This is a genomic window from Veillonella sp. VA137 (assembly GCF_003992015.1).
In the GTDB taxonomy this organism is placed as follows: Bacteria; Bacillota; Negativicutes; order Veillonellales; family Veillonellaceae; genus F0422.
The window spans coordinates 38,729-52,681 of record NZ_RQVK01000007.1; the positions used below are offsets into that span (position 1 = coordinate 38,729).

A 13,953-nucleotide genomic window follows, 5' to 3' on the forward strand; every position below is an offset into this window, starting at 1 on the left:
ATGTATGTTGAAAGCAAGAAAAAAGAATCTGAGCTAAAGATTAAACAAGAAGCTTATGATATGGCAAAATTACTTTTTGATGATAATTGGAGTGAAGTTTTAGTATGTAGTCAAAAGTTTCATTCTAGTATGAATGGGGCATTTCTTGTTCTATATGATGATGACACCTTTTTACATCAATATGATTTATGTATGTTTTCTTATTACAAAAAAAGTTGTGTACCTAATATTACTAGAAGATTTTACAAGATAGCAGGAGATACCTTCGATGATAAGAGTATTGATGAAACACGCCCGACGAATCTAATGTTGTTAGATATAAAAAGAAATGGTGAATATTCTGCAAAATATCTTGAGAATTTATCTGACTATGAATATTACGGCACGCCACTCTCAGTATGGAAATATAAAAAAGTAGGAGTTCTTGATGAGGAGTATGGAAAAGAAGAGGTTACTAAATTTATAAAAGAATTTAATATTACTCCAGAGAGGGTTTTGAAGAATAAAGTCCTTGCAGTTCCTTTCAACACATTAATAGAGAATATATTGGTTAAGAATATATATTATCTGGCTCCATTTTTGAAGAGTAATACTACTAAAGTTTATTTTCATCTGGATATTATTCAAAAAAAATATAATCTTAAGATGTATCTTCAAATGAATGATGATACATGGAAAGTGATAGATAATATACAAAAATTACAGGGAAATCTATGTGAACAACAAATCAAGAATACTTGTTTGGAATGGGCAGATGAGTTTTATATAGTACATACAAGGTCTGGTAGAAACACTAGCTCCTATATAGACTACATCTGTGACATTTCCACCGGCGAACTCTCTTATGTATATGACAATATAACAGAAGATAATTTTACTGATGAACTAGCTTTGGTAAATGCCTGGGAAGAACGGTATTTCTCCCCAGATGGGGAACCATTGCATACGCATGCAGTAGCACCTCATGAGAGATGTATCACAGGGACTATGCACATAGATATGTCTCAGTTTATTGAGGAGGAGGTAGAGGAAATGGCTAGTGTAGATCCAGCTATAGAATTTACAGGGGAAGATATTCACGATTTGATTCCACAATATCTTCAAAATAGTTACGATATTTTGTATTCTATTTTGCCAGGTACATATCATCGGGTATACCTATATGTAGAGAATGATGGAACGGTATGCCGTCAACTAGGGTATATCATTGTCGACGGTGAATATCTTACTTTTGAGGAGATGGTGGATCGGAAGGTGGTTTCTAAGGCGACTTATGATGCTACGATGGAACAACTAACACTGTGGTCGAATTACATGCGAAATGCATTTATTGCATGCCATCTTGAACCATGGACGGTGTTCTCCTATATGATAGATGAAGAACGACATATTTCCACTAACTTTGGTTACGATGTATTAGCAGAACAAACCTATGATAATGAACTCTTTGACCTATGGTCTTATGAAAAACTAGGCATTAAGAGTTCTAACTTATCTGAAGAGAAAATAGCATCTATTGTTCCAGAAAATGAATATGCCAAATTTTAATATGAAGGAGTCTAGGATTGACAAATCATAAAATAGTTACAGGCCTTGCTTGTTTGTGTATAGGGGCGCTTTCTCATAGTGTTCATGCTAATACTATAGACGAGCAAGGTAAGCTGCTAGACCAGATGGAGCGTTCTATATCTCATGTAGAGCAAAAGGGAACGCCGTCTTTCACAGTTCTTACAGAGGGGATTGTACCTCAAAATATAAATCAACTGTCTAGTGATGAACTAGAATTTTTAATTCATCATATTGAGCTATCTCAGGTTCCACCAGAGTTTAGTTTTCTGCAAACGATGGTGGCTAAGAAAGAACATCAATTGTATGGGGTAGAAACAATTAATACCTTGTTGCAAGAACTGAATACAACCTTACTAGATAGAGGGTATGTGACTTCTAAGGTCTATATGGAGCCTCAAAATATAGGGAGTGGAACACTTCGGTTATCCTTGCTGGTAGGAACCATAGAGGAGATACAATTTAAGGGCGTAGCAGGTAATTATACAAATGCATTAGCCTTTCATAAGGGGCATATTTTAAACATACGGAAGATAGAACAAACTGTAGATAATTTAAATGCAGTGCCCCATCAGAAGGCTAAGGTACAGTTACAACCGAGAAGTAAGTTAGGTACATCTATAGTGGTATTTCAGATAGAAAATAAATCTAAAGTAGAGGTCACCACAGGATTCGATAATTTTGGTAATGAAGGGACAGGGCGCTTTCAAGGAAATATGTCTATTACAGTAGGCAGACCATTAGATCGTAGTGATACCTTATACTATAGCTTAACAAAATCTAGACACTCAGATAGTATCAATACGAGCAAATCCAGTTATGTATCATATCAAATACCTATTGGAAATGATAGCATTACCCTTAGCCATTCTAATTCAGACTATCAACAACGGGTTGCTTATGCCATTAAACCGTTTATTTCTAGCGGTAACTTTACTAGCGATGAATTACGATGGAATCACGTATTGCATAGGAATAGCCAACAGATTACAGAATTAGTACAAGATCTTACACATAAGACAAGGCATTCGTTTATCAATGGTAGTGAAATTGATGTGCAACGGAGAAATACCACGTCTTGGTCCATAGGAATACATCAAAAACGATATAGCAAGAAGGGAAGTTTAGATTGGTTAGTGCAATATGAAAAAGGTGTTCCTTGGTGGGCTAGTCCTGGACCGACAGATCATTTAGAGGAAGCTACGACACAGTATCATATATATACGGGGAAAGTGAACTATCAACGTGCATTGACACTTTGGAATCGAAAAGCTACCTATACAATAGAAGCAAAAGGACAGTATACGAATAGTAAGCTCTATAGCAGTGAGTTCTTTACCATTGGTGGATGGTATACGGTGCGTGGGTTTACCGGTGATAGAAATCTAGCCGCAGAACGAGGGTTTTATGTACGGAACACCTTGGATGTATCATTAAATCAGAATCATACAGTGTATATAGGTTTGGATTATGGTAAAGTGTACGGAAAATCTACGGAAGATATATTGGGTACAGAGTTGTGGGGTGGAGCCATTGGAATGAAAGGACACTATGGAAGTGCTAACTATAATCTATTCTTGTCCACACCGTTACAAGTACCAAACGGTTTTACAGTGCCACACCGAGTCCTAGGAATACAGATGAGTGTAGCATTCTAAAGATTTGATAGGATTATTCCCTATAGAAATGGCAACATATAATAGGCTGCGGCATCTCTTTCAATTGTTTAGTACCTACTAACTTCGGTTGAGGGGATTCAGTATTTTGCCTTGCAAAAGGTGGGGATTATTACTATAATAAAGGATAGATTGAAATGTTTCTTTCACAGGAGGTTACCATGAGCTATGTAAAACAGCAAGACCCAAAAGTTCAAGAAATGATTGAACTAGAGTTGGGTCGTCAACGCAACAAATTAGAAATGATTGCATCGGAAAACTTTGTGTCTCAAGCTGTGATGGAAGCACAAGGTAGCGTATTGACAAATAAATACGCAGAAGGATATCCACATAAACGCTATTACGGTGGATGTGAATATGTCGACATGGTAGAAGAGTTGGCTATTGAAAGAGCGAAACAACTGTTCGGCGCAGAACATGTGAATGTACAACCTCATTCTGGTTCTCAAGCTAACTTTGGCGTATATTTTGCGTTATTAGAGCCAGGTGACACTATTATGGGTATGAATTTATCCCATGGTGGACATTTAACACATGGATCTCCAGTGAATGTATCTGGTAAATATTTCAACATCATTCCTTACGGTGTAGATGCTGAAACTGGACGAATTGATTACGAAGAAATGCGTAAAATTGCGCAAGAACATAAGCCTAAAATGATTATCGGTGGTGGCAGCGCCTACTCCCGTCAAATCGACTTCAAAACAATGGCGGATATTGCTCATGAAGTAGGAGCTATTTTCATGGTAGATATGGCACATTTTGCTGGATTAGTGGCAGCAGGATTGCATCCAAACCCTGTGGAGTATGCTGATATTGTAACTACTACTACACATAAAACATTGCGAGGACCACGTGGTGGCATGATTATGTGTAAAGAAGAATATGCAAAAGCCATTGATAAATCTATTTTCCCTGGTATTCAAGGTGGTCCTTTGATGCATGTCATCGCTGCTAAAGCAGTAGCATTTGGTGAAGCTTTACAACCAGAATTTAAGGAATATGCAAAACAAGTCATTGTAAATGCCCAAACATTAGCTGAAGCATTACAACAAGAAGGCTTTACTATCGTATCTGGTGGCACTGATACACATGTATTATTGGTCGACTTACGTACTGTTGGTTTAACTGGTAAAGTGGCTGAGCATGTGTTGGATGAAGTGGGCATTACATGTAACAAAAATACAATCCCATTTGATCCAGAAAGCCCATTTGTTACATCTGGTATCCGTCTAGGTACACCAGCATTAACAACTAGAGGTTTGAACGCAGAAGATATGAAAGAAATTGCAAGTATTATTTCTTCAGTATTGAAACAACCAGAAGATACTGCTGTATTAGCAGAGGCTAAACAACGTGTAGCAGCACTTTGTGAAAAATACCCAATGTATGCGTAATTAATAAAAAGGAAGTAAGTAAAATGAACGTAAATGTAATGACACATCCTTTGATTCAACATAAAGTAACGTTGATTCGCTCCGTAGAAACTGGTACAAAAGATTTCCGCCAATTATTAGAAGAAATTGCTTTGTTAATGGGTTATGAAATTACACGTGATTTACCATTAGAAGATGTAGAAGTACAAACTCCATTGGTGAAAGCTATCGGTAAACAAATTGCTGGTAAAAAGTTGGGTATCGTTCCCATCCTTCGGGCAGGCCTTGGTATGGTGAATGGTTTGTTAGAATTAATGCCAATGGCAAAAGTAGGCCATGTAGGTATGTATCGTGACCCAGAAACATTAAAGCCAATAGAGTACTATTGCAAATTACCATCTGACTTGGCTGATCGTCGCATTATTGTGACAGATCCAATGCTAGCCACAGGTGGTAGTGCAGCTGCCGCGATTTCTTTATTGAAAGAAAAAGGTGCTAAAGAAATTCAATTAATGTGTCTAGTAGCAGCCCCAGAAGGTGTAGAAGTTGTGAACAAAGCGCATCCTGACGTACGCATCTATGTAGCTGCATTAGATGAAAAATTAAATGACCATGGATATATTCTACCTGGTCTTGGTGATGCGGGAGATCGTATTTTCGGTACGAAATAAACGGTGTTGCCCAAAGAGTAGTGCGCGTTTCTTTTCAGTGACGCGCATTATTTTTGTAAGAAAGGGTATATATGGCAAAAAAGAAAACAGTTTTTTTCTGCTCAGAGTGTGGAAATGAATCATCGAAATGGTTTGGCCGTTGTACGGCATGTGGTGCTTGGAATACGGCAGTAGAAGAAGAACTGCAACCGGAAGTTAAAACAAAACATGTAGCGTCGTATCGACCGGTTCAAGATGAAGATAATAAGCCGAAGGCTTTGACAGAGATTGAGGTAGGCGCTATTGCCCGAATTACTTCCGGATATGGAGAAATTGATCGTGTTCTTGGCGGGGGTATTGTACCTGGTGCGTTAATCTTGCTAGGTGGGGATCCGGGTATTGGTAAGTCTACCTTACTATTGCAAGTATCTGGTCGTATTGCAGAAGAGTCTGGTAAGGTTCTGTATGCATCTGGAGAAGAATCAGATATGCAGTTAAAATTAAGAGCGCATCGACTAGGCATCAACTCTTCCAATCTGTTAGTGCAGGCAGAAACTAATTTAGATACCATATTGAATGAGGCGAAACGAAGTCAACCAATGCTACTTGTGATTGACTCTATCCAAACTATGTATGTAGGTTCTGTAGAATCTGCACCGGGGAGTGTCAGTCAAGTTCGTGAATGTACGGCTAGATTGCTACGCTTTGCAAAAGATCAAGATATTCCAGTGATTATTATTGGTCATGTTACCAAAGATGGTACTATTGCAGGTCCTCGTATGCTAGAGCATATGGTGGACGTAGTATTGTATTTTGAAGGAGAACGGTCCTATCAATTTCGTATTTTACGAGGTATTAAAAACCGCTTCGGATCGACTTCGGAATCAGGATTATTTACCATGGAAGAAGAAGGGTTAGGAGAACTCCTCAACCCATCAGCGACTCTATTAGCAGAGCGGTCAGAAGAAGAGACGGGTTCTGCCATCATGGCTTACTTAGAAGGAGTACGACCTATCTTAGTAGAAGTACAGAGCTTAGTGGTATCCACTGCCTTTGGTATGCCACGGAGAACAGCCATTGGGTATGATTTAAATAAGCTGATTTTGCTCCTAGCCGTATTAGAAAAACGTTGTGGCTTTACATTAGGTAACAAAGATGTGTATGTCACTATCATTGGGGGCTTAAAAATTAATGAACCGGCATGTGATTTAGCGATGGCAGTGGCGATTATCTCTAATTTAAAAAACAAGCCAGTACCTCCAGATATGGTGATCTTAGGTGAAGTAGGATTGACCGGCAATATTCGTAGTATTCCACGCATAGAACAACGGATAGGAGAAGCAAAAAAACTTGGATTTAAACAATTTATTATCCCTGCTGGAAATGTAAAACAATTAAAAGGAATACAAGACGGTATCTCTATAAAAGGCGTTACCAGTATTCAAGAAGTAATGAAAAGTATATTCTAAACCTATTTGCTGAGTTCTTATTATGATTCATTCATGAGAATCACAGATAGGTATATTATACTTTTATAAAAAGGAGGAGGTGACCATATGATCTATAATTTATTACGCTATGCTATTGCTATCTTATTTGGTAGTATGGGGTACGTCGGAGCAGACGCACTATCAACGCTTATGGTACCTATATGGGATGAAAAGATGCTACAAATGGGCGTATTTGGGATATCTGTAATTATGATATTGTACTATACCCTAAGTATCTTATTAGCTGCTTTTATCGGTTATTTAGTGTCCCAGTATATTTTACGCTTGGGCTTAAGCGTAGCAAAACAAATTGAACGTATTTTAAGTCGAGTTCCTAGTCAACAACTAGTAGCTGGCACGATCGGATTATTATTTGGACTCATTATTGCTAATTTAATTGGTATGGCTTTTGAACGTGTTCCAATTATTGGCTCATACTTACCTATCGTGCTCAGTGCTGTATTGGGATATATAGGGATTCGTTTGGGCATGGATAAGGGGCCTGACTTATATAAAGCCATGGTATCTTATACATTTAGAGGATTACTCAATAAGGGTAGATCACCTAAAGAATCAAAAGATAAAAATGCCCCACCTCAAACTTGTTCTGCTAAGGTCTTAGATACATCGGTGGTCATTGATGGTCGAATTTTAGATATTGTAAATACAGGATTTTTAGAAGGTCCTTTCATAGTACCTGTATTTGTTCTAGAAGAATTGCAAAAACTGTCTGATTCTGCGGATACTATGAAACGGAATAGAGGTAGACGAGGGCTTGACTTACTACAGACAATGCGTGAAAAATTAAAAGAATCTATGGAAATCATTGATGTTGACTATGAAGATCTGTCAGAAGTAGATTTGAAATTGATTCGCCTTAGTATGGATAAACATTGGAAACTGATAACTAATGATTTTAATCTTAATAAAATAGCTACCTTGCAAGGTGTTGAGGTGTTGAACCTAAATGATTTAGCGAATGCGATCAAGCCGAAAATGATGAGCGGTGAAACCTTACAAGTACGCATTATGAAAGCTGGTAAAGAACCACATCAAGGAGTTGCTTATTTAGATGATGGTACTATGATTGTTGTGGAAAATGGTGTAGACTATGTGGATCAAACGGTAAATGTTGTAGTTACCTCTGTCTTACAAACTAGTGCGGGACGAATGATTTTTGCCCGTGTAGAGGAATCAAATTCCTAGAAAGGGAGTACCATGATTAGTTGTATCTTATTAGCGGCAGGTGCAGGGCGCCGAATGGGCTATACAGATAATAAAGTATGTATGCCATTGGGACAGTATACAGTGCTACAATGGAATTTACATCATATGAAACAATGGGAAGGTTTAGAAGAAGTCATTGTGGTTGTATCGGAACAAGCTCAATTTTCTATTCAAGAACAAGTGGAAGCTATGCAGGTACCGTGGATGGTGCAATATGTGATTGGTGGAGCAGAACGACAAGACTCTGTAGCAGCTGGACTTTCACAGGTAGCAAATGAAGCAGAAATCATACTTGTTCATGACGGAGCAAGACCATTGGCGAAGAAAGAGTTAGTTCATCGAGTAGTTGAGGGAGCTAAAGCATATGGAGCTGCGGTGCCCGCCATCCCTGTGGTAGATACGATAAAACGTGTGAATGCTGAGGGATATGTAGAAGAAACGTTACTACGTTCTGAATTATATAGAATGCAAACACCACAAGGGTTTCAAACAGCTGTTTTATTAGATGCTTATGTCTATGCGGAAGAACACAGATATAAAGGAACCGATGATGTATCCTTAGTAGAGTTTCAAGGAAAGCCAGTACATATCGTAGAAGGGGACAGAAAAAATATTAAATTAACGGTCCCTGAAGATGTGGCGATTGCTAAGAAGTATTTAGGAGTGGAACCGATGATGCGAATTGGTTATGGTTATGATATCCACCGTTTCAAAGAGGGACGACCTTGTGTATTAGGAGGAGTATCAATCGATAGCCCTATTGGTCCTGATGGGCATTCTGATGCGGATGTGTTGATTCATGCTCTTATGGATGCAATGCTAGGTGCTGCAGGTATGCGAGACATTGGGTATTATTTTCCTCCAGAAGATGATGCTTTCAAAGGGATTTCTAGTAGGCTATTATTAGAAAAAGTGGTACAATTATTAAAGGACTCAAATTTTGGAATCTACAATGCAGATATCATGGTCATTGCAGAAGCTCCTAAATTGAAGCCTCATATCGAAAAAATGAAAGAAAATCTAAGTGTGGATTTAGGTATCCCGCTTAGTAGAATTAGTATTAAAGCAACGACAAATGAAGGGTTAGGTGCCTTGGGAAGAACAGAAGGTATAGCCGCACAAGCTGTTGTTTCAATGTATGAAAGAGAGGAGTTATAACTCATGAAAGTTCGTTTTGCACCGAGTCCAACCGGTCCATTTCATATTGGTGGAGCTCGCTCCGCATTATTTAACTATTTATTAGCTCGTAAAGAGCAAGGTACATTCTTATTGCGCGTGGAAGATACAGACCAAGCTCGTTCTACTCGTGAAAGCGAAGAAAATATTAAGGCTGCTCTTAAATGGCTTGGGATGGACTGGGATGAAGGCGTTGACGTAGGGGGTGAAGCAGGACCATATCGTCAAACAGAACGCTTAGATATTTATGACCAAGTGACGAAACAATTATTAGAATCTGGTCATGCTTACGAATGCTATTGTTCCCAAGAAGAATTAGATTCCGTTCGGGAAGAGCAATTAGGTCTTGGTGAAACTCCAAAATATAATGGTCATTGCCATCATTTAACAGAAGAACAAAAGGCTGCTTACAAAGCAGAAGGACGTAAACCAACCATCCGTTTACGTGTTCCATTGCACGAAACAGTAGCTTTTGACGATATGGTTCGTGGTCATGTATCCTTTGATTCTAATGGTATTGGAGATTTCGTTATCGTAAAATCCGACGGTATTCCTGTCTATAACTATGCGGTTGTGGTGGACGATCACACTATGGGTATTTCTCACGTTATCCGTGCAGAAGAACATTTATCGAACACACCACGTCAAATCGTGATCTATAAAGCTTTAGGTTGGGATGTACCAACATTTGGTCATATTTCCTTGATCATGGGTAAAGATGGCAAAAAAATGAGTAAACGACATGGTGCTACCTCTGTTGAACAATACCGTGAGTTGGGATACTTACCAGAAGCGATTGTGAACTTCTTAGCCTTACTTGGCTGGGCTCCTGAAGGTGAGGAAGAACTATTCACTAAGGAAGAGTTGTGTCAAAAATTCTCTATGGATCGCGTAGCGAAAAACCCTGCTGTTTTTGACATTGATAAATTGAATTATATTAACTTCAATTACATGAAACAATTGACACCAGAAGCATTGTATGAATTATGTTTGCCTCATTTGGTGAAAGCTGGCTACGCTAGTGAAAGTCCATCTATAGAGGAACAAGCATGGCTCACAATGCTTTGTACTTGCGTGAAAGACCATATTAGTTATGGTGCTCAAATCGTAGATGAAGTAAATATGTTCTTCCAAGATGATATCCTAGAAGATGCAGAACATGCAGAAGAGATTGCAGCTGTGAAAGCAGAAGAATCGTATTCAACAGTAATTGGGGCTTTCAAAGAAAAAATTGAAGCTATGGATGAGATTACCCCAGATGCTGTCAAAGCAGCAATCAAAGCGATTATGAAAGAAACAGGATTAAAAGGCAAATTTGTATTTATGCCAATTCGCATTGCTACCACAGGTCAAATGCACGGTCCTGATTTGAATTATATTATTACCTTATTTGGAAAAGAGAAAGTGCTTCGCCGTTTAGGCTAAGCGCATACAAGGAGGCTATTTCTAATGAGAGAACTGACCGTTTTCAACACGATGACTCGTGAAAAATCAGTATTCCAACCTGTAAAAGAGGGGGAAGTTAGCATCTATGTATGTGGAGTAACACCATATAATCATCCTCATATTGGTAATGCACGCCCTTTCGTGACTTGGGACACCATTCGTCGCTATTTAAGCCATGTAGGCTATAAAGTAACATATATCCAAAACTTTACAGATGTGGATGACAAAATCATCAATACATCTAATGGTGAAGGGGTAGCATGGAATGTAATTTCCAATCGCTATATTGATGCATACTATGATGTAATGGATGCCTTACATGTGCGTCGTGCTGATGTATATCCTCGCGTATCTACGCATATGGAAGAAATCATTGCCATGGTTTCTACATTGATTGACAATGGATATGCCTATGCAGTAGATGGTGATGTGTACTATCGTGTAGAGAAATTTGAGCATTATGGTAAACTATCTGGTCGTACTTTAGACGATATGGAAGCTGGTGCTCGTGTAGATGTAGATGACCGTAAGGAAAATCCAATGGACTTTGCCTTATGGAAAGCGGCAAAACCAGGCGAACCATTCTGGGAAAGCCCTTGGGGGCAAGGCCGACCAGGTTGGCACATTGAATGTTCCGCCATGAGTCAAAAATATTTGGGCGAAGAGTTTGACTTCCATGGCGGTGGATCTGACTTAATTTTCCCTCATCATGAAAATGAAATTGCCCAATCTGAAGGATGCTCTGAACACCATCCAGCCGTACGTTATTGGGTACACAATGGTTTCATTACGATTAATCAAGAAAAAATGAGTAAATCCTTGAACAATTTCTTCTTGGTGAAAGATATTTTAGAACAATATAGTGCAGATGCATTGCGTTTCTTCTTGTTGAGCACACATTATCGTAGTCCATTGGACTTTAGTGATGAACGCTTAGATGAAGCGACTAAGGCTATTGAACGATTCCAAACCGTGATTGACAACTTACTGTACTTAGAAAGTCGTCCAGAAGGATTGTGTGAACTGGAAGCAGCAGAATTATTGAAAAATGCTCGTAACTATAAAGAAGAGTTTGAAGCAGCTATGAGCGATGATTTCAATACAGCGCTAGCAACAGCACCAATCTATGGTTTGGCAAAAGAAATTAACATCTATTACCAATCTGTTCAAAGCTGTGATGGCACTGTATGCCATAGTACTATTGGGGAAGTGAAAGAAATCTTCAAATTGATGTTAGATATTCTTGGATTGCTAGAAGATGGCTGGAAAGGTCAAGAAACTAGCAACGAAGAATATAATCAATTAATGGAAGTCATCTTGAATATTCGTCAATGTGCACGTGACCAAAAACAATGGGGCATTGCAGACTCCATTCGTGATGAATTGGCCAATATTGGAATTGTCATCGAAGATTCCCCACAAGGGGCACGGTGGAAAAAACGTGAACTTTAATCGATATAAACAGCTACGATCTATGGCGATTGATAAATTAAAATCTTCAGTGAAAGTAGAAGCAAATGGAGAGGGTCCTTTAGAGGACTCTCTTATGCTTGCTTATATTGGAGATGGTGTATATACCTTATTTATTAGAAATCGTGTAGTAGAAACGGGCATTACAAAAACACAAATACTTCATGATGTAGTGACGTCATTTATCAATGCAAAAGCACAGGCGAAAGTATTACAGGCCTTAGAGCCAACTCTGACAGAGGAAGAGTTATTAGTGGCAAAACGGGCTCGGAATAGTAATGTGCATGTACCCAAAAGTGCTAGTGTACAGGAATACCGCATGAGTACAGCCTTTGAGGCATTGTTGGGGTATACCTATCGCAAGGGGGATGAAGAGAGACTTACTACTCTCATGGAATTCGCTTTTGCTGAAACGTTGTCACGTATGTAGTATGAATATAAATACGCCATAGGCTTCTATCAAATGCTATGCATTGAAGTCTGTGGCGTTTTCTTAATCTTTGGAATGGAAGAGCACGGCATATTCCTTCAGAAACGGCATTTCATGATGTTTCTTCAGGAACACGCCGTGCTCTTCTAGGTCTTCGGCTAATTATCAGAAAGCCACAGACTTCTTATAGCAGATACAAATATATCTTCATGGAAGTCTATGGCGTATTTCTCTAAAAGTATATAAGGTGACAACGTTTCGGCGGATGGTGCTCAGAGGAGAGGGAAGTGCGCCACACATTCTTCCACAAACTGATTCTACGGTAGGTTTGCTCCGGAACATGTGGCGTTCTTCTAGGTTTTCGACTAATCATCAAAAAACCATAGACTTCTTATAGCAGATACAATATATCTTTATGGAATTCTATGGCGTATTACTCTAAAAGTATATATGGTAACAACGTTACAGTGGAATGCTCATGTGTTATGTTGGGAGTTGTCTTGTTTTAGTGGTATAATAGAGTAACAGCTTAGTGGTTTCTAAGCTGTTATATTGAACTTGATAATATAAAAGATGTACTTTTCATATTAATATGTTTAGAATGTATGTATAGATACTATTTGTAGTTAGTATGCTTAGTAATGTGAATCGCAATATGTTTAGTAAGATGTTACTGCGTATTGTTAGGTTTGCTTTCAGGAAAGTTTGAGGTTTTCATGGATACGTTTATTGTGGGTCGTAATGCTGTGCGTGAAGCGCTGAAGTCTGATCGTGGGATTCATCGTATTTTAGTGGCAGAAGGTAAGCAAGGTGGTTCGCTTTCAGAGATATTGGGTTTGGCAAAGTCTAAGGGTATCGAGGTTCGTCGCGTGAAGGAACGGGATTTACAGAAGTATACTAGTGATGTGCCGAATCAAGGTGTGGTAGCCTTGGTGAATGCGGTGAAGTTCCAAGAGTTACAAGATGTGTTGCTGGCATGCACGGAAGAACATCCGTTGTTAATTTTAACGGATGGTGTGGAAGATCCTCATAATATGGGTGCTATCATTCGTACAGCTGAATGTGTAGGTGCTACGGCGGTACTGATTCCTAAACGTCATAATGCGCCTATTAATGCAACGGTTAGCAAAACATCTGCAGGAGCTGTAGAATCGATTCCATTGGTACAAATTGGTAATGTAGCACAGACCATTGAGCAATTGAAAGCACAAGGCTTCTGGGTGATGGGGGCTCATATGGATGGGACTGTGATGTATGATGTGAATATGACAGGTCCTATTGTATTGGTCATTGGTAATGAGGGAAAAGGTCTAAGTCGGTTGACCAAGGAATTGTGTGATGTGTTGGTAACGATTCCGATGTTTGGGACAATTAACTCATTAAATGCTTCTGTAGCGGCAGCGGTCCTTTTATATGAAGCGAGACGTCAACGATAATAGGTATACT

The 13,953-nt window shown here is 38.9% G+C and carries 11 protein-coding genes; all 11 read left to right on the plus strand.

Features of this window, described 5'->3' with window-relative positions:
* A complete protein-coding gene (locus EO116_RS04650) occupies positions 1 to 1,548 on the plus strand; it encodes an immunity protein YezG family protein (protein WP_127160849.1) in 1,548 nt (515 codons plus the stop codon).
* Positions 1,549 to 1,565: 17 nt separating this feature from the next.
* Complete coding sequence (locus EO116_RS04655; RefSeq protein ID WP_127160850.1) at positions 1,566 to 3,224, plus strand: ShlB/FhaC/HecB family hemolysin secretion/activation protein; 1,659 nt, start codon at positions 1,566 to 1,568, stop codon at positions 3,222 to 3,224.
* A 179-nt stretch (positions 3,225 to 3,403) separates the two neighbouring features.
* Positions 3,404 to 4,639 (plus strand): serine hydroxymethyltransferase, encoded by a 1,236-nt coding sequence (gene glyA, locus EO116_RS04660; protein ID WP_127160851.1) that lies wholly within the window; start codon positions 3,404 to 3,406, stop codon positions 4,637 to 4,639.
* A 23-nt stretch (positions 4,640 to 4,662) separates the two neighbouring features.
* Entirely contained in the window at positions 4,663 to 5,289 is a 627-nt protein-coding gene (gene upp / locus EO116_RS04665) for a uracil phosphoribosyltransferase (protein ID WP_127160852.1), read from the plus strand.
* A gap of 71 nt (positions 5,290 to 5,360) precedes the next feature.
* On the plus strand, positions 5,361 to 6,737 hold the full coding sequence (radA, locus tag EO116_RS04670; protein ID WP_127160853.1) for a DNA repair protein RadA: 1,377 nt from the start codon (positions 5,361 to 5,363) through the stop codon (positions 6,735 to 6,737).
* 87 nt (positions 6,738 to 6,824) lie between these two features.
* Positions 6,825 to 7,964: a PIN/TRAM domain-containing protein gene (locus EO116_RS04675; protein ID WP_127160854.1), complete on the plus strand. Its 1,140-nt coding sequence runs from the start codon at positions 6,825 to 6,827 to the stop codon at positions 7,962 to 7,964.
* 12 nt (positions 7,965 to 7,976) lie between these two features.
* Positions 7,977 to 9,143 (plus strand): 2-C-methyl-D-erythritol 4-phosphate cytidylyltransferase, encoded by a 1,167-nt coding sequence (ispD, locus tag EO116_RS04680; RefSeq protein ID WP_127160855.1) that lies wholly within the window; start codon positions 7,977 to 7,979, stop codon positions 9,141 to 9,143.
* Between the two features lie 3 nt (positions 9,144 to 9,146).
* On the plus strand, positions 9,147 to 10,586 hold the full coding sequence (gene gltX / locus EO116_RS04685) for a glutamate--tRNA ligase (protein ID WP_127160856.1): 1,440 nt from the start codon (positions 9,147 to 9,149) through the stop codon (positions 10,584 to 10,586).
* Positions 10,587 to 10,610: 24 nt separating this feature from the next.
* Positions 10,611 to 12,059 (plus strand): cysteine--tRNA ligase, encoded by a 1,449-nt coding sequence (gene cysS / locus EO116_RS04690; protein ID WP_127160857.1) that lies wholly within the window; start codon positions 10,611 to 10,613, stop codon positions 12,057 to 12,059.
* Complete coding sequence (locus tag EO116_RS04695) at positions 12,049 to 12,507, plus strand: Mini-ribonuclease 3 (protein WP_164726074.1); 459 nt, start codon at positions 12,049 to 12,051, stop codon at positions 12,505 to 12,507. Before cysS ends, EO116_RS04695 begins: the two co-directional genes overlap by 11 nt.
* Before the next feature lie 716 nt (positions 12,508 to 13,223).
* Positions 13,224 to 13,943, plus strand: a complete 720-nt coding sequence (gene rlmB / locus EO116_RS04700) for a 23S rRNA (guanosine(2251)-2'-O)-methyltransferase RlmB (protein ID WP_127160858.1) — start codon at positions 13,224 to 13,226, stop codon at positions 13,941 to 13,943.
* Positions 13,944 to 13,953 lie beyond the last annotated feature (10 nt).